General features: G+C 59.7%; 20 protein-coding genes. 12 read left to right on the top strand and 8 right to left on the bottom strand.

Going from position 1 to position 21,904, the window contains the following annotated elements; translation table 11 throughout:
• Positions 1–39: 39 nt before the first annotated feature.
• The 11 genes from iolD (at position 40) to AC54XV_RS16760 (ending at position 13,445) form a co-directional block, all read left to right on the top strand.
• The gene (gene iolD, locus AC54XV_RS16810; protein WP_024641781.1) at positions 40–1,977 is read left to right on the top strand and encodes a 3D-(3,5/4)-trihydroxycyclohexane-1,2-dione acylhydrolase (decyclizing); all 1,938 of its coding nucleotides are present in this window, start codon (positions 40–42) and stop codon (positions 1,975–1,977) included.
• Positions 1,978–2,045: 68 nt separating this feature from the next.
• Positions 2,046–3,056, top strand: a complete 1,011-nt coding sequence (iolG, locus tag AC54XV_RS16805; protein WP_024650943.1) for a bifunctional inositol 2-dehydrogenase/D-chiro-inositol 1-dehydrogenase — start codon at positions 2,046–2,048, stop codon at positions 3,054–3,056.
• Positions 3,057–3,108: 52 nt separating this feature from the next.
• Positions 3,109–3,969, top strand: a complete 861-nt coding sequence (locus tag AC54XV_RS16800) for a sugar phosphate isomerase/epimerase family protein (RefSeq protein WP_024641779.1) — start codon at positions 3,109–3,111, stop codon at positions 3,967–3,969.
• Positions 3,970–4,035: 66 nt separating this feature from the next.
• Positions 4,036–5,055, top strand: coding sequence for a Gfo/Idh/MocA family protein (locus AC54XV_RS16795; RefSeq protein WP_024641778.1), 1,020 nt, complete (start codon positions 4,036–4,038; stop codon positions 5,053–5,055).
• A 250-nt stretch (positions 5,056–5,305) separates the two neighbouring features.
• Positions 5,306–5,476, top strand: a complete 171-nt coding sequence (locus AC54XV_RS16790; protein WP_003403653.1) for a hypothetical protein — start codon at positions 5,306–5,308, stop codon at positions 5,474–5,476.
• Positions 5,477–5,520: 44 nt separating this feature from the next.
• Positions 5,521–6,456: a sugar ABC transporter substrate-binding protein gene (locus AC54XV_RS16785; protein WP_004417204.1), complete on the top strand. Its 936-nt coding sequence runs from the start codon at positions 5,521–5,523 to the stop codon at positions 6,454–6,456.
• Between the two features lie 69 nt (positions 6,457–6,525).
• Positions 6,526–8,103 (top strand): sugar ABC transporter ATP-binding protein, encoded by a 1,578-nt coding sequence (locus tag AC54XV_RS16780; protein ID WP_024638396.1) that lies wholly within the window; start codon positions 6,526–6,528, stop codon positions 8,101–8,103.
• A gap of 47 nt (positions 8,104–8,150) precedes the next feature.
• On the top strand, positions 8,151–9,176 hold the full coding sequence (locus AC54XV_RS16775; protein WP_003370536.1) for an ABC transporter permease: 1,026 nt from the start codon (positions 8,151–8,153) through the stop codon (positions 9,174–9,176).
• 302 nt (positions 9,177–9,478) lie between these two features.
• Positions 9,479–9,883, top strand: coding sequence for a TraR/DksA family transcriptional regulator (locus AC54XV_RS16770; protein WP_002554078.1), 405 nt, complete (start codon positions 9,479–9,481; stop codon positions 9,881–9,883).
• A gap of 192 nt (positions 9,884–10,075) precedes the next feature.
• The gene (locus AC54XV_RS16765) at positions 10,076–11,680 is read left to right on the top strand and encodes a methyl-accepting chemotaxis protein (protein WP_058398479.1); all 1,605 of its coding nucleotides are present in this window, start codon (positions 10,076–10,078) and stop codon (positions 11,678–11,680) included.
• Between the two features lie 280 nt (positions 11,681–11,960).
• Entirely contained in the window at positions 11,961–13,445 is a 1,485-nt protein-coding gene (locus AC54XV_RS16760) for a phospholipase effector Tle1 domain-containing protein (protein ID WP_024638398.1), read from the top strand.
• 19 nt (positions 13,446–13,464) lie between these two features.
• Here the strand turns inward: AC54XV_RS16760 and AC54XV_RS16755 are convergent, their stop codons facing one another.
• A complete protein-coding gene (locus AC54XV_RS16755; RefSeq protein ID WP_003397146.1) occupies positions 13,465–13,704 on the bottom strand; it encodes a DUF2789 domain-containing protein in 240 nt (79 codons plus the stop codon).
• 443 nt (positions 13,705–14,147) lie between these two features.
• On the opposite strand from AC54XV_RS16755, the gene AC54XV_RS16750 reads away from it, so the two are divergent.
• Positions 14,148–14,615 carry a hypothetical protein gene (locus AC54XV_RS16750; RefSeq protein WP_003412111.1) on the top strand — a complete coding sequence of 156 codons (468 nt, stop codon included), beginning with the start codon at positions 14,148–14,150 and terminating at the stop codon, positions 14,613–14,615.
• Positions 14,616–14,633: 18 nt separating this feature from the next.
• On the opposite strand, the gene AC54XV_RS16745 is transcribed toward AC54XV_RS16750, so the two are convergent.
• The 7 genes from AC54XV_RS16745 to AC54XV_RS16715 all read right to left on the bottom strand — a co-directional run bounded on the left by AC54XV_RS16745 (position 14,634) and on the right by AC54XV_RS16715 (position 21,845).
• On the bottom strand, positions 14,634–15,014 hold the full coding sequence (locus tag AC54XV_RS16745) for a Na+/H+ antiporter subunit G (protein ID WP_024641109.1): 381 nt from the start codon (positions 15,012–15,014) through the stop codon (positions 14,634–14,636).
• Complete coding sequence (locus AC54XV_RS16740) at positions 15,011–15,289, bottom strand: K+/H+ antiporter subunit F (protein WP_002554071.1); 279 nt, start codon at positions 15,287–15,289, stop codon at positions 15,011–15,013. Before AC54XV_RS16740 ends, AC54XV_RS16745 begins: the two co-directional genes overlap by 4 nt.
• Positions 15,286–15,774 carry a Na+/H+ antiporter subunit E gene (locus AC54XV_RS16735; RefSeq protein ID WP_024650949.1) on the bottom strand — a complete coding sequence of 163 codons (489 nt, stop codon included), beginning with the start codon at positions 15,772–15,774 and terminating at the stop codon, positions 15,286–15,288. Before AC54XV_RS16735 ends, AC54XV_RS16740 begins: the two co-directional genes overlap by 4 nt.
• Positions 15,771–17,456 (bottom strand): monovalent cation/H+ antiporter subunit D, encoded by a 1,686-nt coding sequence (locus tag AC54XV_RS16730; protein ID WP_024650950.1) that lies wholly within the window; start codon positions 17,454–17,456, stop codon positions 15,771–15,773. Before AC54XV_RS16730 ends, AC54XV_RS16735 begins: the two co-directional genes overlap by 4 nt.
• The gene (locus AC54XV_RS16725) at positions 17,453–17,797 is read right to left on the bottom strand and encodes a Na+/H+ antiporter subunit C (protein WP_002554068.1); all 345 of its coding nucleotides are present in this window, start codon (positions 17,795–17,797) and stop codon (positions 17,453–17,455) included. The genes AC54XV_RS16730 and AC54XV_RS16725 overlap by 4 nt, the downstream gene beginning before the upstream one ends.
• On the bottom strand, positions 17,797–20,715 hold the full coding sequence (locus AC54XV_RS16720; protein WP_011268309.1) for a monovalent cation/H+ antiporter subunit A: 2,919 nt from the start codon (positions 20,713–20,715) through the stop codon (positions 17,797–17,799). Before AC54XV_RS16720 ends, AC54XV_RS16725 begins: the two co-directional genes overlap by 1 nt.
• 194 nt (positions 20,716–20,909) lie before the next feature.
• The gene (locus tag AC54XV_RS16715; RefSeq protein ID WP_024650951.1) at positions 20,910–21,845 is read right to left on the bottom strand and encodes a DMT family transporter; all 936 of its coding nucleotides are present in this window, start codon (positions 21,843–21,845) and stop codon (positions 20,910–20,912) included.
• Between the last annotated feature and the right edge of the window lie 59 nt (positions 21,846–21,904).

The raw sequence follows: 21,904 nt of genomic DNA, 5'->3' as shown, positions 1-21,904 counted from the left end.
TCAAACCCTGGCCACTTCAAACAAGAACAAGGTGCGAACATGAGTACAACCCGACTGACCATGGCCCAGGCCCTGGTGAAGTTTCTCGATAACCAGTACGTCGAAGTCGATGGCGTACAGAGCAAATTCGTCGCTGGCATCTTCACCATTTTCGGGCATGGCAACGTGCTTGGGATTGGGCAGGCGCTGGAGCAGGACTGCGGCGACCTGGTGGTCCATCAAGGACGTAACGAGCAGGGCATGTGCCATGCCGCTGTCGGTTTTGCCAAACAGCACCTGCGTCGCAAAATCTACGCGTGCAGCTCGTCGGTCGGTCCAGGCGCGGCGAACATGATCACCGCCGCTGCAACGGCCTCGGCCAACCGCATTCCGCTGCTGCTGTTGCCGGGTGATGTCTATGCCAGTCGCCAGCCCGATCCGGTGTTGCAGCAGATCGAGCAGTTTCACGACCTGAGCATCAGCACCAACGATGCGTTCAAGGCGGTGAGCAAATACTGGGACCGTATCAACCGTCCCGAGCAGTTGATGAGCGCTGCGCTCAATGCCATGCGCGTACTGACCGATCCGGCCGATACGGGCGCCGTTACCCTGGCGCTGCCTCAGGATGTGCAGGCTGAAGCCTACGACTACCCGGACAGCTTTCTGCAAAAACGCGTGCACCGTATCGACCGTCGCCCGCCGAGCCAGGCCATGCTCGAAGACGCGTTGCAGCTGCTGACGGGCAAGCGCAAGCCGCTGCTGATCTGTGGCGGCGGGGTGCGTTACTCAGGTGCAGCCGATGCCTTGCAAGCCTTTGCCGAGCGCTTCGATATCCCGTTCGCCGAAACCCAGGCCGGCAAGAGTGCCATCGTTTCGGCGCACCCGTTGAACATGGGCGGCATCGGCGAAACCGGCACGCTGGCAGCCAATCGGCTGGCCAAAGAGGCTGACCTGATCATCGGCGTCGGCACCCGTTACAGCGATTTCACCACCGCGTCGAAATGGCTGTTCCAGAACCCGGATGTGCAGTTTCTCAACCTCAATGTCGGTGCCTTCGATGTGCAGAAACTGGACGGTGTGCAGGTGCTGGCTGATGCGCAGACGGCATTGCAGGCGCTGACCGAAAGCCTCCAGGCCTGCGGTTATCGTGCGGCCTGGGGCGATGCACCGCAATCGGCACGTGCCGAGCTGCATGCCGAGGTGGATCGCCTGTACGCGGTCGAGTACCAGAACGAGGATTTTGTCCCGGAAATCAACGATCACCTGGACCCTGCGGTGCTGCGCGAGTTTATCGAGCTGACCGATTCGTGCCTGACTCAGAGTGGTGTGTTGGGCATCCTCAACCAGAGCCTGCCTGCCGATGCGGTGATCGTTGCAGCAGCGGGCAGCTTGCCGGGTGATCTGCAGCGCGCCTGGCGCAGTACCGGAGTAGATACCTATCACGTCGAATACGGTTATTCGTGCATGGGTTATGAGGTCAACGCCGCACTGGGCGTGAAGCTTGCGGCGCCGCATCGGGAAGTGTTTGCACTGGTGGGTGACGGCTCTTACATGATGCTTCATTCCGAGCTGGCGACCTCCATCCAGGAGCGGCGCAAGATCAACGTTGTGTTGCTGGACAATATGACCTTCGGCTGCATCAACAACCTGCAGATGGAGCACGGCATGAACAGCTTCGGCACTGAGTTCCGTTTCCGCAATCCGGAAACCGGCAGGCTCGACGGTGACTTCGTGCCGGTGGATTTCGCCATGAGTGCTGCTGCCTATGGCTGCAAGACCTACAAGGTGAGTACGGCCGACCAACTGCGCAACGCACTGGCCGATGCGCAACGTCAGACGGTGTCGACGCTGATCGACATCAAGGTCCTGCCCAAGACCATGATCCACAAATACCTGTCGTGGTGGCGTGTAGGGGTTGCCGAAGTGTCGACCACCGGCACCACCGCTCAGGTGTACGAGAAGCTCAACCGCGAGCTGGCCAAGGCTCGCCAGTACTGATCACTTTTATCGTTCAGCGCTCGTGAACCGTTCACGGGTATATCCAATAACAAAAAAGGAACATGAAAATGGCATTGAAACTCGGCGTGATCGGTACAGGCGCAATTGGTCAGGATCATATCCGGCGCTGCAGCAAGACGCTGGTCGGCAGTCAGGTGGTGGCCGTCACCGACATCAATCTCGAACAAGCAGCGAAGGTGGTGCGCGATCTGGACCTGAGCGCCGAAGTGTATGCCGACGGGCACGCATTGATCGCCGCGCCGGACGTCGAGGCGGTACTGGTCTGTTCCTGGGGCCCCAGTCATGAAGCGTTCGTGCTGGCGGCAATTGCCGCAGGTAAGCCGGTGTTCTGCGAAAAGCCGCTGGCAGTCACTGCCGAAGGCTGCCGGCACATTGTCGAAGCCGAGATCGCCAGTGGCAGGCGTCTGGTTCAGGTGGGGTTCATGCGCCCTTATGATCAGGGCTATCGCGCGCTCAAGGCAGTGATCGACAGTGGCCAGATCGGCGAGCCGCTGATGCTCCACTGCGCGCACCGCAACCCGCGTGTTGGCGAGAATTACAAGACCGACATGGCCATCACCGATACGCTCATTCACGAACTCAACGTGCTGCGCTGGCTGCTCAACGATGACTATGTGTCGGTGCAAGTGGTATTCCCGCGCAAGACCAGCAAGGCCCTGGCGCACATGAAGGACCCGCAGATCGTGATGCTGGAAACGGCCAGAGGCACACGCATCGACGTCGAAGTATTCGTCAACTGCCAGTATGGCTACGACATCCAGTGTGAAGTGGTCGGCGAGAGCGGTATTGCCAAACTGCCGGAGCCCTCTCAGGTCCAGTTGCGCAGCGAAGCGAAGTTGTCCAACGCGATTCTGATGGACTGGAAGGACCGCTTCATTGCTGCCTACGACGTCGAGTTGCAGGACTTCATCGACGGCGTCAAAGCGGGGACCCTCTACGGCCCTTCGGCCTGGGACGGCTATGCCGCTGCCGTGGCCGCCGATGCCTGTGTGCTGGCGCAGAACACGGGAGCAGTCGTGCCGATCACCCTCGCCATGCGTCCGGTGTTCTATAGCTGAGCATCTTGCGGTTAACCAGGACATCTCTTGAACGGAACAAAAGGGAGGCATCATGCGTATTGCACTGGACCCTTACATGTATCGCCATCTGTCACTGGGGGCGATGGTCGATAAAACCGCGGAGCTGGGTTACGACTACATCGAGTTGTCGCCGCGTGAAGATTTCATGCCGTTTTACAAATACCCACGGGTGGATCGGGCGCGGATCAGGGAGTTTCGCAAGGCCTTGAGCGATGCCGGGGTGAAACTCTCCTCGCTGCTGCCGCTGTACCACTGGGCTGCGCCGGATGAAGACCTGCGTATTGCAGCGGTTCGCAACTGGAAACGCGCCATTCAGGTCGCCGTTGAAATGGACTGCGACCTGATGAATACCGAGTTCAGCGGGCAATCCGACCATGCGCTGGTCTGTGAAAACCAGTTCATGAAATCCATGGATGAATTGATGCCGCATTTCGAGCGCGAAGGTATAAAGCTCGATATTCAGGCGCATCCCTATGATTTCTGCGAGCGCAACAATGAGTCGGTGGATATCATTCGCGGGCTCGATCGCGACTGGATCAACTACCTGTACGCCGCGCCGCACACTTTTTTCTACGATGATGGCGTTGGCGATGTTGCCTCGATGCTCCGCTACGCTGGCGAAAAACTCACGCATCTGATCATTGCCGACACCTATAATCATCGGGCTTCTTCCAACCTGCGCTACATCGTCAACCCGCCCGGCGTGACGGCGACGGTGCATCAGCACCTGGACATCGGCCAGGGCGAGGTGAACTGGGAAGCATTTTTCTCAACGTTGCGGGATATCAATTTCGACGGTATTGCCACAGTGGCTGTCTTTGCCTGGGAGGAGCGCGCAGATGAATCGAGCCGATTCATGCTGGAGCGGGTCAAAAGCGAGCTGCTTCGTTGATACGGCGGCATCAAATACACGACCGATGGCTGCGGCCATGAGGTTCATGGACTACAGGAGATATCCATGCGTGCAGGGCTGGTGGGCTATGGCAAAGGCGGGCGTTACTTTCATGCGACGCTGATTTCAAGTTTGCCGGGCGCTACGTTTGTGGGGGTGGTGACCCGTTCACCCGAGCGCAAGCAGGAAGTGGCCACAGACCATCCCGGCGTGGCGACCTTCGACACACTGGCCGAGCTGGTTGCGGCCGGGGTTGATGTGGTGGTGATTTCCACACCGCTGGCCTCGCGGCGAGCGTTGATCCTCGAAGCGATAGAACTGGGTGTCGGGGTGGTCAGCGACAAGCCTTTCGCCAGTGATGCAGCGCAGGCGCGCGAGCTGGTGGACGCGGCCGAGCGACGTGGCGTATTGCTTAGCGTTTATCAGAACCGCCGCTGGGATTCGGACTTCCTCACCGTGCGCAAGTTGCTGGACAGTGAGGCGCTGGGCGCGGTCAGCCGGTTCGAGTCCAGCATCGAGCGTTATTCGCCACGTTCTGTCGGCAAGGCCAGCGGTGGTGGCATGCTGCGTGACCTGGGCAGTCATCTGGTGGATCAGGCGCTGGTGCTGTTCGGCCCGGTCGAACGGGTGTATGCCGAGCTGCAATACGCTGCGCCGCAAGACGAACTGGATCACACGTTCTTCGTTTCCCTGAGGCATGCCAGCGGCGTGACTTCACACCTGTCCGGCGGTTGCCTGCAAAACAGTGCAAGGCCGCGTTTCAGGGTCAGTGGAGCGAAGGGCTGTTACAGCGTCGACGGGCTGGACGGCCAGGAAGAGGCCGCCTTTGCCGGGCTGACGCCAAGGTCCGAGGGCGAGCGCTGGGGCGTCGAGGAGCATCGGCGCTGGGGCTGGTTCGAGCAGGGCGAACATCGCGAGCGTGTGCCGTCGGAGCGCGGTTGCTGGCTTGAGTTCTACCGCCAGTTGCAAAGCGCCGTTGACGAACAGGGCGGCAATCCGGTTAATCCACACGATGCGATAGCCGCGGCGCAGGTCATGGATGCCGCGCGCCTGAGCGCTAGAGAAGGGCGCGTTGTGGTGCTGTAGCCATTACGCGCTGCTGCGCACCCAGCCCCCGTTAGCGAAGAGAGCCTGACGCCTGCCGTGCGTCGGGCTTTTTCGCATCTGCGCCTGAACAAAATGAAATGGAATAAAATTCTAAAATCAGTTGAATTGGAAAATATTTTCCAATAGAGTCGTTTTCAGGTTACCGACTATCGAATCACTCGCGTTTTGAAGGTTTTTCAGATCACGAGAAGCAAGCCAACAAAAACAAAACAAAAGATAGGTACTGTCGATGAAAACCCCTACCTCTGGCGTCACCGCCAAGCGTTCTGCCACCTCGTCATTCTGGATCCGGACCCTGGAGCGATTTCTCACCGTCGTCGCCCGGGGCCTGTGCGTGCGCCACAAGGACGCGCAACTGTTCTGCATCCCCGGCGCCACCGGGATCCGCCTGTCACGCTGATTCGCTGCATCCACACAACAACAAGAATTTGGAGACAGATCCTCATGAAGACCAAGATTGCTTTGACCTCGTTGGCGATGGCGCTGATGCTGGGCAGCGGTGCAGCGTTGGCCGATATCAAGATCGGTGTGGCCATGTCGCAGTTCGATGACACCTGGCTGACCTACCTGCGTGACGACATGAATGCCAAGGCCAAAGTCATGTCCACGACCGAGAAAGTGGACCTGCAGTTCGTCGATGCCCGCGCGGACGTCAACAAACAGCTCGATCAGGTCAAGGACCTGATCAACAAGAAAGTCGACGCGCTGATCGTCAATCCGGTCGATACCGCTGCTACCGCGCGGATCACCAAGGAAGCGGTCGCCGCCGGTATCCCGCTGGTCTACGTCAATCGCCGCCCGGACGATCCGAAACTGCCTGCAGGCGTCGCCACCGTGACGTCGGATGACATGGAGGCCGGTCGACTTCAGGCGCAATACATCGCTGACAAGATGGACCACAAGGGCAGCGTCATGATTCTGCTGGGTGATCTGGCCAACAACTCCACGCAAAACCGCACCAAGGGCATCAAGGAGGTGTTGGCCAAGTACCCGGACATCAAGATAGACCAGGAGCAGACTGGTACCTGGCTGCGTCAGAAGGGCATGGACCTGACCAACGACTGGCTCACTCAAGGGCGAAAATTCAATGCGGTGCTGGCCAATAACGATGAAATGGCCATTGGCGCGGCGATGGCGCTGAAGCAGGCAGGCGTCGGCAAAGGCAGTGTTTTCGTCGCTGGTGTCGACGGTACGCCGGACGGGCTCAACGCCGTGACCAAGGGCGATCTGGCCGTATCGGTCTATCAGGATGCGAAAGGACAGGCCGACGGGGCGATCGATGCCGCAGTGAAACTGGCCAGGAAGGAAAAGGTCGAGCCCCAGGCGATCATCATTCCTTATCGCCTGATCACGCCTGAAAACGTCGCCACCTTCAAATAACAACGATCGCCAGGCGCGGGAGGGCCTGCAAATGCTCTCCCGCAGCCTGCCGCTTGAGGAGTTGTGATCATGTTCGGTTCTGCTACTGCCAATCCACCCGCGCAACGCGATCTGCCGTCCGGCGACGGGGGTAGTGAGGCGCCTGATGACCAGGCCCCGTATCTGCTGGAAATCAGCCATGTCAGCAAGGGCTTTCCTGGCGTCATTGCGCTCAATGATGTGCAACTGCGCGTTCGCCCTGGCAGCGTGCTGGCGCTGATGGGTGAGAACGGAGCCGGAAAATCGACCCTGATGAAAATCATCGCGGGCATCTATCAGCCGGACGCAGGCGAAATCCGCCTGCGTGGCAAGCCGGTCCGCTTCGATACGCCTCTTTCAGCGTTGCAGGCAGGTATCGCCATGATTCATCAGGAACTTAACCTGATGCCGTTCATGAGTATTGCCGAAAACATCTGGATCGGTCGCGAGCAGCTCAACGGCCTGCACATGGTCGACCACCGCGAGATGCACCGCTGCACTGCCGAACTGCTGGAGCGCCTGCGCATTAAACTCGACCCAGAGGAACTGGTCGGCACGCTGAGCATTGCCGAGCGGCAGATGGTGGAGATCGCCAAGGCCGTGTCATACAACTCGGACGTGCTGATCATGGACGAACCGACCTCGGCGATCACCGAAACCGAAGTCGCTCACCTGTTTTCGATCATCAGCGACCTGCGTGCCCAGGGCAAAGGCATCATTTACATCACCCACAAGATGAACGAAGTCTTCGAAATCGCCGACGAAGTGGCGGTGTTCCGCGACGGCGCCTACATCGGTCTGCAGCGCGCTGAAAGCATGGACGGCGACAGCCTGATCACCATGATGGTCGGCCGTGAACTGACCCAGCTGTTTCCCGAGCGGGAAAAACCGGCAGGCGACGTACTGCTGTCCGTCAACCAGCTGAGCCTGAACGGCATTTTCAAGGATGTGAGCTTCGACCTGCGTGCCGGAGAGGTGCTTGGCATTGCCGGGCTGATGGGGTCCGGGCGCACCAATGTGGCCGAGACCCTGTTCGGCATAACTCCCAGCGACAGCGGCGAGGTACGCTTCGATGGCAAGACGGTGCACATCGGCGATCCACATCAGGCCATCGAACTGGGGTTTGCGCTGCTCACGGAGGACCGCAAACTGACCGGCCTTTTTCCATGCCTGTCGGTGATGGAAAACATGGAGATGGCCGTGTTGGCCAACTATGCCGGCAACGGTTTCGTGCAACAGAAGGCCTTGCGCGCACTGTGCGAAGACATGTGCAAAAAGCTTCGGGTCAAGACGCCGTCGCTGGAGCAGTGCATCGACACATTATCCGGCGGCAACCAGCAGAAGGCGCTGTTGGCGCGCTGGCTGATGACCAACCCCAGGGTGCTGATTCTGGATGAGCCCACACGCGGTATCGACGTGGGCGCCAAGGTAGAAATCTACCGCCTGATCTCCCTGCTGGCCAGTGAAGGCATGGCGGTCATCATGATTTCCTCGGAGCTGCCGGAGGTTCTCGGCATGAGTGACCGGGTCATGGTCATGCACGAAGGCGAAATGATGGGCATCCTCGATCGTGGCGAAGCGACCCAGGAAAAAGTCATGCATCTGGCCTCCGGCCACAAGGTTCATTGAGTTCGCACTACAGGGCTCGGTAGAAGAAGAACAAGAGGGTAACGAACATGAGCGACGCGATTCTGCAAAATAAACCAGCCATGACGCCGACCAGAAGCAAACGGCGGCTGCCCACCGAACTGAGCATCTTTCTGGTACTGATCGGCATCGGCCTGATCTTTGAGCTGTTCGGCTGGATCGTCCGCGATCAGAGCTTCCTGCTCAACTCCCAGCGTCTGGTACTGATGATCCTGCAGGTGTCGATCATCGGCTTGCTGGCCATCGGCGTGACTCAGGTGATCATCACCACCGGCATTGATCTCTCGTCCGGCTCGGTGCTTGCGCTTTCAGCGATGATTGCCGCGAGCCTGGCACAAACTTCCGACTTCTCCCGGGCGGTGTTCCCGTCGCTGACCGACCTGCCGGTATGGATTCCGGTCGTCGTCGGTCTCGGGGTCGGGCTGCTGGCCGGTGCCATCAACGGCAGCATCATTGCCATAACCGGCATTCCTCCCTTCATTGCCACGCTGGGCATGATGGTCTCTGCGCGCGGTCTGGCACGTTTCTATACCGAAGGCCAGCCGGTCAGCATGCTCTCCGACTCGTACACGGCCATCGGCCAGGGCGCGATGCCCGTGATCATCTTCCTGGTGGTGGCGGTCATTTTTCACATCGCCCTGCGTTACACCAAGTACGGCAAGTACACCTACGCCATTGGCGGTAACATGCAGGCTGCACGTACTTCGGGCATCAACGTCAAGCGCCATCTGGTGATTGTCTACAGCATCGCCGGGCTGCTGGCCGGGCTGGCGGGGGTGGTCGCCTCGGCGCGGGCGGCAACCGGACAGGCCGGGATGGGCATGTCCTACGAGCTGGACGCCATCGCCGCTGCGGTCATCGGTGGCACCAGCCTTTCCGGTGGGGTGGGGCGGATCACCGGTACAGTGATCGGTGCGCTGATCCTCGGCGTGATGGCCAGCGGCTTCACCTTTGTCGGCGTGGACGCTTATGTGCAGGACATTATCAAAGGCCTGATCATTGTCGTGGCCGTGGTAATCGATCAATATCGCAACAAGCGCAAGACCAAGCGCTGATTCAATCATCTGCATCAGAGGGCCTTTTCAGGCCCTTTTGTGCGTTGGATGTTGCAGGAACCGATTCGTTGTCAATGGGTCAGAGCCTCATCAAGCAACCTGCTGGCCAGGTCTTTCGCCCGCATTTCAAGGGTTTTACGGCAATTGTTGTACAAAAACCCTTCAATTGTGTTGCCGAGCCCGCTAGCCGGCCTTAGACTGCCGCCCCTCGTAAATTGAGTGCCAGGTGGCGCTTGGAGATTATTGGTTTGTACGGCAACGTCAGGCCGCTCCTCAATGCACGTTTTTTTATAGAGAAATAAATGACAAAGGAAAAGTTGCTGGCCATGCCGGCCGATGACTACATGAACGCCGAGCAGCACGCTTTCTTCGTCGAGCTGTTGCAGGGCATGAAGGTCGAGATCCACGAGCGTATCGAGCAGAGCCGCATTGCGATCGAGAGCCTGGACACGCCTGCCGACCCGGCTGACGCTGCTTCGGTCGAAGAAGAGCGTCACTGGCTGGTCAACGTGATCGATCGCGACCAGCGCATGCTGCCACAGTTGGAAATGGCCCTTTCGCGCATTGCCGATGACACCTTCGGCTGGTGCGACGACAGCGGCGAGCCAATCGGCCTCAAGCGCCTGCTGATCAGCCCGACCACCAAGTATTGCATCGAGGCGCAAGAGCGCCACGAGCAGATCGACAAGCACCAGCGCCAGGCCTGATACGCAGGCAGCCGCGACTGAGTGACCAGACCGGGAGGCAAGCAATTGCCTCCCGGTTTTGTTGTGCCCGGAATTTGTCGAAAACACTTTGATCGCCACCGCTCGGTCGCTACGACCAACAGCGCATGGCACAAGGCCGTTATCTGGCGTTTAATAGCGTCATAACGACAATGACAGACGGGGTGACGCAACATGGCCGAGAACCTATCCATGGCAGCCGGATTGCCGCTGGCCGATACGCCCGACGCTGCATCCAGGTGGTGGGTGCCGGCGGTGCAAAGCGTTGTCCTGTGCCTGCTGTTCGGCGCCATGAGTGTTGCGGGCCTGTCGCTGTATGTTGTCGTTCCTCTGGCCTTGCTGGTGGTCTGGTTGCCGCGCCTGCTGCGCAGCCGGCCAACGCTGCCGCAACGCGCGTTGGCTGACAGCGATATCGCCTTGCTGACCCGCGACCTGTCGCGCACTACCAGTCATAACGCGCTGTCCGCGGCCCAGGTGGCATTTTCGGTCGGGCACCTGGCTGGCAAGGTGCAGTCGCAACTGGGGGCTGCCGAACAGATCGTCAGCAGTGCCGAGCAGATGATCGCCACCGAACAACAGACGGCCCAGTTGAGTCAACAGGCGTTGGTTGCCGCCAGCGAGGCGCGGCAGCGCAGCGAATCGGGCAGCGGCGTGCTGAATGAGTCCATCGAACGCATGCACCGCCTGAGCAAGCGTGCCGTCGGCAGCCGCGAGTTGATCGAGGCGCTGAGCCAGCGCAGCGAAGAGATCCAGCGTGTGACGCTGGTCATTCAGTCGATTGCCAGCCAGACCAACCTGCTGGCGCTCAATGCCGCCATCGAAGCGGCGCGGGCTGGCGAGCACGGACGCGGTTTCGCCGTGGTTGCCGACGAAGTCCGTGGTCTCGCTGGCCGCACTGCCAGCGCCACAGGCGAGGTAGGGCAGATGGTCGCGGATATTCAGCAGCGCACCGCCCAGGTCGTGGAGCAGATTCGCGAGCTGTCGTCCGATCTGGATATGGGGGTCGAGCAGATCGAGCTGACCGGCGAGCACCTGGGCAATATCGCCCGGCTTGCGGTCGAGCTGGAAAGCCAGGTTGGCGAAATCGCTCAGGGCGCGCGGAGTAATCAGGATCAGTTGGCGAGCCTGTTCGACGCTGTCGAGCATATGCGCAGTGATCTTGCCGTCAGCGATGAGCAGACCCGGCAACTGGCCAGGTCCGCAGTACAAATGGAGGGGCAGGCCGAGACCATCAGCCAGCGTCTGGCGCAGGTTGGTCTGGATGAATACCACCAGCGCATTTATGACCTGGCCCGTGAAGGCGCGCGAATGATCAGCGAAAAGTTCGAGGCCGATATCGAACAGGGGCGGGTCAGCCTTGATGACCTGTTTGATCGTAACTACAAACCCGTCGCCAATACGTCGCCCACTCGGTTTACGACGCGTTTCGACCGTTACACCGATCAGGTATTGCCAGCACTGCAGGAACCGCTACTGTCTCGCCATGAAGGTCTGGTATTTGCCATCGCCTGTACCCAGCAGGGCTATGTGCCGACGCACAACAATGCCTTCAGTCAGCCCTTGACGGGCGACGCGACGTTGGATAACGCGCGCAATCGAAGCAAGCGCAAGTTCGATGATCGCACCGGCATTCGCTGTGGTAGCCACCAACAGCCGGTCCTGCTGCAAACCTACACGCGAGACACCGGCGAACTGATGCACGACCTGTCCGTGCCGATCATGGTCAACGGGCGACACTGGGGTGGTCTGCGCCTTGGGTACAGGCCGCAAGGCCGCTGATGTGTAAGCGATCATTCAGGTCGGTAAGCCCGGCAAGGGAGCTGGCCTTTTAGTTGGTCTTTTTAACGCAAGAACGCATCAAAAAAGTTATCGCTGCGTGTGTGTAGGTTTCTATTCATAAATAATAAATTCATGGCTACAGATGTTGTAGGAGTTGTCTGAAAAGACGCAACATGACTTGACTGCTCACTGTCTTTAAGCAAGCTGTTTAAATCAACGTTATTTACGTTTTGATTTAAGTGCGGCCTTTTCTTGGCTTGCCTCTAAGGACGGAAAAGTTATGAGCGATAAACGGAGTTTTCAACAGTCAGCAGTCCTTTCAGATGTGGTCACGCGGCGCGTGACGGCGCGAGTAGGCATTTTCTTCGACGGTACGGGAAATAATCGCTTCAATAGTCAGATCGGGGCCGACTGCCAGGCATTGATCGAGATCAATGAGGGGCAGCACATTAAAGCGTGTGCGGGTCGTCATGTTCAGCCTGGCAGTAGTTACAATAATGATCCGAGCAATATAGCCAGACTGGTCGATATCTACCGCCTGCAACCTGTTGCCGAAAATGACGGTGACGGCCTGAAGGTGTATTACCCGATCTATGTAAGCGGGGCCGGCACTACTTCCGGTGGACGTGATTCGGTATGGCCGGGGCAGAGTTTCGGTCGCGGGGCAACCGGTGTGATCTCCAAAGTGGAAAACGCATTCAAAAAGCTGGCGTCGGTATTGAAGGCGTTCCCCCGCGACAACCCCGATTGTGTGCTGGACGCGCTGGAACTGGACGTGTTCGGCTTCAGTCGAGGTGCAGCGTCGGCCAGGCATCTGGTCAATGAAATTCTCAAGCAGCGTTCGGGCATGCTCGAGCCGATACTCGAAAGCCGCAAGGTCAGGTTGAGCGACCGTTTCAGCTGGAGCAACGGCAGCGTACGGCTCAAGGTTATCGGTCTGTTCGACACCGTTGCAGCCATAGGCAGCTTCAAGGATATGGGCAATACCCGCGATGCGAGCAACAGGAGGGTCAATCTGTACCTGCCTCCGGGGTGCGCGCAGCAGGTGTTGCATCTGGTGGCCCGCGATGAATCCCGGCGCAACTTTGCGTTGAACAGCGTCCTGCCCGTGTGGCCCCGGGAAATTGTTCTGCCCGGTGCACATTCCGATATCGGTGGTGGTTATCCTCCACAGATGGAAGAAAACGTACTGCTCACGCGCCCTCGCGGCAGTGTGGTCAGCCGTGGCAGTCCGTACGAGGCGGCACCGAGCTGGAAGGAGGCACAGGCTGAATTAAGCCGAATGAATCGCGATCACTGGATCGACCCGCTCGATAGCCAGGCCTGGCTGAGGGTTCAGGCATGCGAGAGCAAGTGTTATCCGTGCAGGAAAAGTTTGAATGGCATGAGTACGGTCGTTGCCGCAGTGGGCATGAGCCGTCAGGTGTTTGGCCACCTGTCGAGGGTATCGTTACTGGTCATGCACACATTGGCGTGTGACGAGGGCGTGCCTTTCGACCCGGTGCCACAAGCACCTGAATTCCAGCTTCCTCCCGAGCTTGAGAACATTTCTACCCGGTTGATTGATTATGCGCGAGGCGGGTCTTACCTGCTGGACAGCCATGAAGAGGCATTACTGCGCTGGCGCTACATCCATCAGTCTGCGCACTGGAATGCAGTCGTCGGCAGAGTGGGTACTTTTGGCGACGCTGTTTTCGTCCACGCACCACAGCCAGGCGGCCGGATATTGCATCCCAATATCGGCCAGCCCGGTTATCCGCAATAGGTATCAACGCCCGAGTGGCTCACTCGGGCTTTTTGTGAAGGCGCACGTTGAGTTCGTCGACCACCATCGCCCATTCGGCATCTTCGTGCAGCTGTTCCTTGAGAAAGTCAGACTGACGCGGCGTCCAGAACTCTGCGTCGATCAGTTTGACGTCGTCGGGCAGAGGATGGCTGGCGATAAACTTTTCGATGCTCTCATCATCGGAGTCAAGCCCCAACTGTTCGAACAGGTCTTTGATGGTAGTTGTAGTCTGTTCCATGTCATCTCCTCGCCGGGGGGTATCCCCGTATTCATCAGTTCTTATGGGAGTGGTGGGTACGGGCAAGAGTTCGATGCATTTAGCTGTGCAGGAAAAGATGGCTTTTTCTACAGTGGATATAAATGCTATGTTTCCGCTATCGCAGGATGCACCCAACGCAGGCTGGAACCCGTCCAGCCTTTGCGCCGTGCCCGGGGTGGCCGCTATTTTCAGGGCCCCAGCGCTTGCGCGACACTGCTGTGTACAAAAGGTATATATCCCGTAGCAGCCATGAGCCGGTAGAATCCGCCACCCGCCTGCACAAGGTGTGCGGCGGCGCTGTCTGCGTTTCTGCGTGCAGCATGCCGGACAATCTCCGGCCACATGAAGCGGTCTATGGATGAATCACTTTCTCGACTGCCCTGACATCAGGCAGCCTCATTTCATGTTTGAGGGTTTGTACTTTGGCTGTAAGTAATCTGGATACCCACGCCTTGTTCGTGCTCGGCGACCTCCGCGCACAATTGGTCAAGCAGTTCCAATCCCGTTTTGTCTACATCACCGAGCAATCAGCCGAAGGCATTTATATCGCTGAAATCGACACCGAAAGCGCCTTGGTCGTCGACGACAAACCTCGCCTTGAGCTAAAGGTGGGCGACCATTTTCGCGCGTCTGTCCTGCCCAGCCGCGAGGGCGGCAAGCTTGAATTGAAATTTCGTGAAATCAAGACCACCGTGTACGGGCTGGGTGAATATGCCTTCGTCGATATTCCCGAGGGCCACGGTATCGTGTTCAAGGAAGGTCAGACCGTCTTCATGGTCTTCGCTGCGAAAGAGCAACTGCAGATCGGCATGAGCAAGCTTCTCAAAGGCGCCGTCGGCAAGGCCGCCAAATGGCGCAAGGGCGAGCTGACGTTCAAGGCCAGCGAGTAACACTGGCCAGGCATCGACTCAGCCGCCTGCTGATTCTCCATTGCCGTTACCACTGCTGATTTCCGCGGGCACATCGTCACCGGCCATGCGCTTGCGGAACAGCGCTGTGCGCGCCAGCAACAGGGTGGTCACTGGTACCGTGATCGCCAGCAATACCGGGATCAGCCAGGCGTGGATCACCGGTTCCGACTTCAGCGCCGAGAAGTAGATGATCGACGCCAGCGCAACGCACCAGGCGCCCAGCGTCGACGCCAGGGCGGGCGGGTGCATGCGCTGGAAAAAGTCCTTGAGGCGCAGCAGCCCGAGCGCGCCGGTCAAGGCGAACAGGCTGCTGGCGATCAGCAGCCCGGCGGTCAGTATTTCCACCCAGAAGGGCACTGTATTCGGCAGTCCGGTCATTCGATCACTTCTCCGCGCAGCAGGAACTTGGCCAGAGCGAATGAGCCGACGAAGCCGAACAGGGCAATCAGCATGGCCGCTTCGAAATACGTGTCACTGGCGTAGCGAATGCCAAGCACCAGCATCATCAGCATGGCAATGATGTACAGATAATCCAGCGCCAGTACCCGGTCCTGGGCCGAAGGTCCCTTGAGCAGGCGCAGCAGGGTGATCACCATCGCCAGGGCGAAGATCAGCAGGCTGATCAGGATGGCGTTGTCGAGCAGTGCACTCATTGAAAGATCTCCATCAACGGTCGCTCATAAGTGGTTTTGAAGTGCTCGATGAAGTGCGCTTCGTCCTCCAGATCGAAGACATGCATCAGCAGCACGCTGCGATCCAGTGCCAGCTCCGACCACACCGTTCCCGGCACTACCGTGGTGACCATCGCCAGCGCGGCGAGGCCGTGGGCGTCGTGCAGATCCAGTGGAATGCGCACGAAAGCCGAGCGTGGCGGACGGCTTTCGAGCCGCCAGACGCTCAGGCCGACCTGCACGTTGGAGACCACCACGTCGCGTCCCACCCGCCACAGAAACTTCAGGATCGTGCCGGGTTTGCGAATACGTACCGGCAGCGGGCGCAAGGGGGCCATCAATATTGGGGCAAGAAACCCCAGCACCGCGCCCAGCAGCAGGTGACCGGGGCTGATCGACAGATTCAATACCAACCACAACAGCCAGAGTGCCAACGAGAGCAGCGGGGCGGGAAACAGGCGCTTCATGGCTGCTCCTCCGGATCTGCTTGCTGGCTGGTGGGGCCGGGTATCGGGCGTGTGGCGAGCACTGACTGCACATACTGTTTGGGCTCATGCAGCGCTGCGGCGGTGTCCTGGGTGTAGCGCAACAAGGGCTCGGCCTTGAAGGTCAGCGCGATGCACAGACCCAGAAGAATGATGATCGGCAGGCATTCGTTGCGACGCAGCATCGGCGAAGGGCGCTCGTGTGGCGTCCAGAAACGTTGCGTGCCGAGCCTTGAAAAAGCGATCAGCGACGCCAGCCCGGAAAAGATCAGCAGGCCGATCAGCATCCATGCCTGAGTGGAAAGCGCCTCATCCTTCGCGACGTCCAGCCCCAGCGGGTTCATCAGCGCGCTGATCAAGGTGAGCTTGCCGATGAACCCAGAGAGCGGCGGCATGCCGATGATCAGCAAGGCGCAGGCGATAAAACTCAGGCCCAGAAAAGCCATGGTCATGGGAATGACCTGACCGACCACGACCTTCTGTTCGTCGTCCAGGTTGGCACCGGGCGGCGGATGCAGGGACTCCAGGGTACGAGGCAATTGATCCACGTCGTATTCCAGAGGGATCTCGTTGGCCGAGCGGGAGCGTTCGATCAGTTCGCCCAGCAGGAACATGGCGCTCAATGCCAGCGTCGAGCTGACCATATAGAATAGCGCGCCCGAGGTCAGGCTCGGTTGGGCGAAGCCGACGGCGGAGAGCAGAATGCCTGCTGACACCAGTATGCTCAGGCTGGCGAGTCGTTCCAGGCGCTGGGCGGCGATGATGGCGATGGCTGCGGTGAAAATCGTCGCCATGCCGCCGTAGATCAGCCAGTCGCCGCCGAAGAAGGCCGACGCACCGGCCTGACCGGAAAACAGCAGGGTCCACAGACGCAACAGGGTGTAGACCCCCACTTTGGTCATGATCGCAAACATTGCCGCTACCGGCGCGCTGGCTGCCGAGTAGGCGGGAACCAGCCAGAAATTCAGCGGCCACATGCCGGCCTTGGCCAGGAACGCCGTGGCCAGAATCGCAGCTCCGGCATGCAGCAGGCCCAGATCGGACTCCGCCACCTGCGGGATCTTGATGGCCAGATCGGCAAAGTTCAGCGTGCCGGTCACCCCGTAAATCAACGCAGCACCGATCAGAAACAACGACGAAGCCAGCAGGTTGATCGAAATGTAATGCAGCCCCGTCGACACCCTTGCCCGGCCAGAGCCATGCAACATCAAGCCGTAGGACGCTGCGAGCAGTACTTCGAAGAACACGAACAGGTTGAACAGGTCAGCGGTCAGGAACGCACCGTACAGCCCCATGAGCTGGATCTGGAACAGCGCATGGAAGCTGGCACCGGCCCTGTCCCAGCGAGCCAGCGCGAACAGCAGGGCGCAGACCCCGACGATCCCGGTCAGCACCAGCATCATCGCTGACAGGTGGTCCACCACCAGCACGATGCCGAACGGCACGCCCCAGTTGCCCGGCAGATAGACACCGATCGAGCCGCTGCTGCCGCTGTGTTGCACCCAGAGAAACAGCGCTACGGAAATGCCCAGCCCGAGGATGCTGGAAAACAGATTGATACGGCCCTTGAGCGGCCGGTGCTTTTCGCCCAGCCAGAGCATCAGCCCGGCGGTCAGCAGCGGCAGCAGGATGGGCGCGATGATCAGTTGGTTCATCCAGCTCATGCCTTGGGCTCCCGGCCATCTACATGGTCGGTGCCGGTCAGGCCTCTGGAGGCGAGCAAGACCACCAGAAACAGCGCGGTCATGGCGAAGCTGATGACGATTGCGGTCAGCACCAGCGCCTGTGGCAACGGGTCAGTGTAATTGAGCAGGTCCTGAGGAATGCCGTCCTTGATGATCGGCTCTCTGCCGATGAACAGGCTGCCCATGCTGAAAATGAACAGGTTGACCCCGTACGACAGCAGGCACAGACCCATGACCACCTGAAAGGTACGTGGCCGCAGGATCAGCCAGACGCCCGAGGCGGCCAGCACGCCGATGGCGATTGCAATGACTTCTTCCATCAGAGGATTCCTTGCGGGTTGGCGACAGGCTTGGGCAACTGCGTCGGCCGATGGCTGCGCACCGACTGGTGCGCCAGTGCGGTAAGAATCAACAGCGTCGAGCCGACCACCACGGCGTACACGCCGACATCGAAGAACAGCGCGCTGGCGATGTGAATGTCACCCAGGATCGGCAAATCGACATGGGCGGTGTGGGTGGTCATGAACGGATAACCCAGCAGCATCGAGCCCGCGCCGGTCAGCACCGCGCATAACAGGCCTGTGCCCATCCAGCGTAGCGGGCGCAGGCTCATTTGCGCCTCGACCCACTGGGTGCCTGCCACCATGTATTGCAGGATGAACGCCACCGACATCACCAACCCGGCGACAAACCCGCCGCCGGGCTGGTTGTGGCCGCGGACGAACAGGTACATCGAGATGATGAAGGCAATCGGCAGCAGCAATCGAACCAGCGCTGCCGGAACCATCATGAAGCCGAGCGCGGTATCGCTGGCGCTGCGCGGGTTGACCAGATCCGTCACCACATCACGGGCCAGCAGGCGCTGCTGGGCGGGCAGCAGAATGCTTTCCTTCGGTGGGCGGAAGCGTCGCAACAGGGCGAACACTGTCATGGCGACCGCCGCCAGCACGGTGATTTCGCCAAACGTATCGAAGCCGCGGAAATCCACCAGCATCACGTTGACCACGTTGGTGCCGCCGCCCTGGGGCAGCGCGCGACTCAGGTAGAAGGACGAGATGGCGTTGGGCGTCTGGCGGGTCAGCATGGCGTAGGAGAGTATCGCCATGCCCAGCCCCACGAGCACTGCCAGGCCGAAGTCGCGTATGCGCCGGGTACGGGCACGCAGGCGTGCGCTGAGCGGGGCGACGTCTTCATTGCGTCGTGGCAGCCAGCGCAGACCGAGCAGGATCAGCACGGTGGTCACCACCTCCACGACCAGTTGCGTCAGCGCCAGATCAGGGGCCGAGAACCAGACGAAGGTGATGCAGGTCATCAGCCCGCAGACGCTGACCATGACCAGTGCCGCCAAACGGTGATATTTACCTTGCCAGGCCGCACCTATGGCGCAGGCAATCGCGATCAGCCACAGCGTGACAAACACCCCGGAACCCGGAATCTTCGGTCGGTCGCCCCAGGTCAGGCCGCTGAAATACATCGGAATGAAACCGCCCAGTACCGCCGCGAGCACCAGCAGAAACAGTTGTGGCTGCAGGCGGCGAGTGCTGACCTTGCGTTCGAAACGGCGTGCCCAGTGCATCATCACTACCTGACTGCGCTCGAAAAAGCGCTTGCCATTGAGGCGTCCCACCAGCGGCGGGGCGGTGATGCGCTCGTGCTTGAGCGGCTTGCGCAGCAACAGGTACAGAATGATACCGCCCGCCATCGCCACCAGGCTCATGACCATCGGCAGGTTCCAGCCGTGCCAGATCGCCAGGCTGTACTCGGGCAGTGTTCCACCGACAACGGGGCGCGCAGCGGCGGCGAGCAGGGGAGCGACCGATTGCGCCGGGAAAATCCCCACCACCAGACACGTCAGCACCAGCAGTTCGACCGGCGCACGCATCCAGCGCGGCGGTTCGTGGGGCAAGTGGGGCAGATCCTTGGCCGCCGGACCGAAAAACACATCGACAGTGAAGCGCAGCGAATAGGCAACGCTGAAGATCCCGGCGATGGTCGCAATCACCGGCAAGGCAATCTCGACCCAGGCAGTGGCGGAAATGAACACGGTTTCGGCAAAGAACATTTCCTTGGACAGAAAGCCGTTGAGCAGCGGCACGCCGGCCATCGAGGCGCTGGCGACCATCGCCAGCGTCGCGGTGTAGGGCAGCAGCCTTATCAGGCCACTGAGACGGCGGATATCGCGGGTCCCGCTCTCGTGGTCGATGATGCCGGCGGCCATGAACAGCGACGCCTTGAAGGTCGCGTGGTTGAGAATATGGAACACCGCGGCCACCGCAGCCAGCGGGCTGTTGAGGCCGAGCAGCAGGGTGATCAGGCCCAGGTGGCTGATGGTCGAGTAGGCGAGCAGCCCCTTGAGATCGTTCTGGAAGATCGCCGCGTAGGCGCCGAGAATCAGCGTGCAGGCACCCGCGCCACTGACGATCCAGAACCATTGCTCGGTGCCGGATAGCGCCGGCCACATGCGCGCCATGAGAAAGACCCCGGCCTTGACCATGGTTGCCGAGTGCAGATACGCCGACACCGGCGTGGGCGCGGCCATCGCGTGCGGCAGCCAGAAATGGAACGGGAACTGGGCGCTTTTGGTCAGTGCGCCGATCAGAATCAGGGTCAGTAACACCGGGTACAGGGCGTGCGCACGAATCGCGTCGCCGGAGGCCAGAACACGGTCAAGATCATAACTGCCGGCCACATGGCCGAGGATCATCATGCCTGCCAGCAGCGCCAGACCGCCCGCGCCGGTAACCATCAGCGCCATGTAAGCGCCGCGTCGGGCATCGGCCCGATGGTGCCAATAGCCGATCAGCAGGAACGAGAAAAGACTGGTCAGCTCCCAGAAAAATACGATCTGAATCAGATTGCCGGACATCACCAGACCGAGCATGGCGCCCATGAAGGCCAGGAAAAACGCAAAGAAGCGCGGCACCGGGTCGTCCGGCGACATGTAATAGCGGGCATACAGCGAAACCAGCGCACCGATGCCCAGTACCAGCATCGAGAACAGCCAGGCGAAGCCATCGATACGCAGAACGAAGTTCATGCCCAGGCTTGGCAGCCAGAAATACTCTTCACGAATCACGCCGCCGTCGGCGATCTGCGGGAACCACAAGGCCATCTGCACAGCGCCGATGAGGGCGATCAGACCGGCCAGAAATGATTCCGCGTTACGCGCGTTGTGCGGCAAAAAGGCCGCCAGACAGCTGCCGATGAAAGGCAGAAGCAGTAGAACTATCAGGGACATAGGCTTCTAATCTGCAGGGGAATGTCAAGCATCATACGTGCCAGACACTCCGATACCAAAGGGACGGTTTCCGAAATTTCCTACAAAAAGTGTCTGCTTTTTTAATTCAGTAAATAATTGCTTCTAATACAACGAAAGGTCGTTGACGCAGTTTCGAGGAAACAAGGTGCTTCATGGCTGGCAATACCCGCTGTTCATTCAGCTTTGCGCGCGCCTTGTTGTCCTTCCTCTTCGTCGACAATGTTGTGTTCATCAGGCGCAGAACGCCGCTTGATTTCGCTGACGATCACCCCGGCCACGATCAATGCCGCACCCAGCAGGGCGATGCCCGGCAAACGCTCGCCGGCGAGTCTTCCGACAATTCCGGCCCAGACCGGTTCACCGGCATAAATCACCGTGGCGCGGGTAGGCGAAACACTTTTCTGTGCCCAGTTCATGGCGATCTGGATCGCCGCACTCATGGTCCCAAGCCCCACAGCGCTGAGCACCAGCAACCAGGAAAACTCCGGCAAGTGTTCCTGGGTGGGCACGATCATCAGAAATGCCAGCGCTGATGCGGTGGCCAGTTGCACCACGGTGACTCGACGCACATCGACCTCACCGGCATAGGCACTGATCATGATGATCTCGGCGGCGATGGCCACCGTGCTGATCAGCGTCACGATCTCGCCGGAACTGAGTTGCAGGGACGCTCCCTGCGGCCCGGCTACCAGCATCAGCCCGGTGAAAGCGAGGATGATGCCCAGTGTCGGCATCAATCCTGGTCGCCGGCCGAGTACCAGCCATTGCAACAACGGCACGCAGGGCACGTAGAGCGCCGTGATGAACGCCGACTGGCTACTGGGGATGGTCTGCAGTCCGACGGTCTGCAGGCCGTAGCCGAGCATGATCGCGGTGCCGATGAAGACACCGGCCTTGAGTTCGAGAAAGGTAAGACCGCGCAGCACCTGCATTGAAAACAGCGCTACGATAAGCGCTGCGGCGGCAAAGCGCAGGCCGACGAAGAACATTGGCCCGCTGACGGTCATCGCATGCTGGACCAGCAGAAAGGTGCCTCCCCAGAGCATGGTGATCAGAATCAGTACGGCTTCTGCCTTGCTGATGCGGGGTATACGGCTGATAGACTTCATGTCAGCTCCGGATTCCTGTTAATTGCCATGTGCGCGATGAAAGGCTGAACACCCTGACA

The sequence above is a fragment of the Pseudomonas fragariae (ex Marin et al. 2024) genome (genome assembly GCF_059621105.1).
The sequence above is the reverse complement of the archived record's forward strand: the minus strand, read 5'-3'. Positions and strand labels throughout refer to the sequence as shown.

Bases quoted from the DNA above. Each gene is read 5' to 3' on its own strand.
- iolD (WP_024641781.1), top strand. From the start codon at position 40: ATGAGTACAACCCGACTGACCATGGCCCAGGCCCTGGTGAAGTTTCTC.
- iolG (WP_024650943.1), top strand. From the start codon at position 2,046: ATGGCATTGAAACTCGGCGTGATCGGTACAGGCGCAATTGGTCAGGAT.
- AC54XV_RS16800 (WP_024641779.1), top strand. From the start codon at position 3,109: ATGCGTATTGCACTGGACCCTTACATGTATCGCCATCTGTCACTGGGG.
- AC54XV_RS16795 (WP_024641778.1), top strand. From the start codon at position 4,036: ATGCGTGCAGGGCTGGTGGGCTATGGCAAAGGCGGGCGTTACTTTCAT.
- AC54XV_RS16790 (WP_003403653.1), top strand. From the start codon at position 5,306: ATGAAAACCCCTACCTCTGGCGTCACCGCCAAGCGTTCTGCCACCTCG.
- AC54XV_RS16785 (WP_004417204.1), top strand. From the start codon at position 5,521: ATGAAGACCAAGATTGCTTTGACCTCGTTGGCGATGGCGCTGATGCTG.
- AC54XV_RS16780 (WP_024638396.1), top strand. From the start codon at position 6,526: ATGTTCGGTTCTGCTACTGCCAATCCACCCGCGCAACGCGATCTGCCG.
- AC54XV_RS16775 (WP_003370536.1), top strand. From the start codon at position 8,151: ATGAGCGACGCGATTCTGCAAAATAAACCAGCCATGACGCCGACCAGA.
- AC54XV_RS16770 (WP_002554078.1), top strand. From the start codon at position 9,479: ATGACAAAGGAAAAGTTGCTGGCCATGCCGGCCGATGACTACATGAAC.
- AC54XV_RS16765 (WP_058398479.1), top strand. From the start codon at position 10,076: ATGGCCGAGAACCTATCCATGGCAGCCGGATTGCCGCTGGCCGATACG.
- AC54XV_RS16760 (WP_024638398.1), top strand. From the start codon at position 11,961: ATGAGCGATAAACGGAGTTTTCAACAGTCAGCAGTCCTTTCAGATGTG.
- AC54XV_RS16755 (WP_003397146.1), bottom strand. From the start codon at position 13,704: ATGGAACAGACTACAACTACCATCAAAGACCTGTTCGAACAGTTGGGG.
- AC54XV_RS16745 (WP_024641109.1), bottom strand. From the start codon at position 15,014: ATGACCGGACTGCCGAATACAGTGCCCTTCTGGGTGGAAATACTGACC.
- AC54XV_RS16740 (WP_002554071.1), bottom strand. From the start codon at position 15,289: ATGAGTGCACTGCTCGACAACGCCATCCTGATCAGCCTGCTGATCTTC.
- AC54XV_RS16735 (WP_024650949.1), bottom strand. From the start codon at position 15,774: ATGAAGCGCCTGTTTCCCGCCCCGCTGCTCTCGTTGGCACTCTGGCTG.
- AC54XV_RS16730 (WP_024650950.1), bottom strand. From the start codon at position 17,456: ATGAGCTGGATGAACCAACTGATCATCGCGCCCATCCTGCTGCCGCTG.
- AC54XV_RS16725 (WP_002554068.1), bottom strand. From the start codon at position 17,797: ATGGAAGAAGTCATTGCAATCGCCATCGGCGTGCTGGCCGCCTCGGGC.
- AC54XV_RS16720 (WP_011268309.1), bottom strand. From the start codon at position 20,715: ATGTCCCTGATAGTTCTACTGCTTCTGCCTTTCATCGGCAGCTGTCTG.
- AC54XV_RS16715 (WP_024650951.1), bottom strand. From the start codon at position 21,845: ATGAAGTCTATCAGCCGTATACCCCGCATCAGCAAGGCAGAAGCCGTA.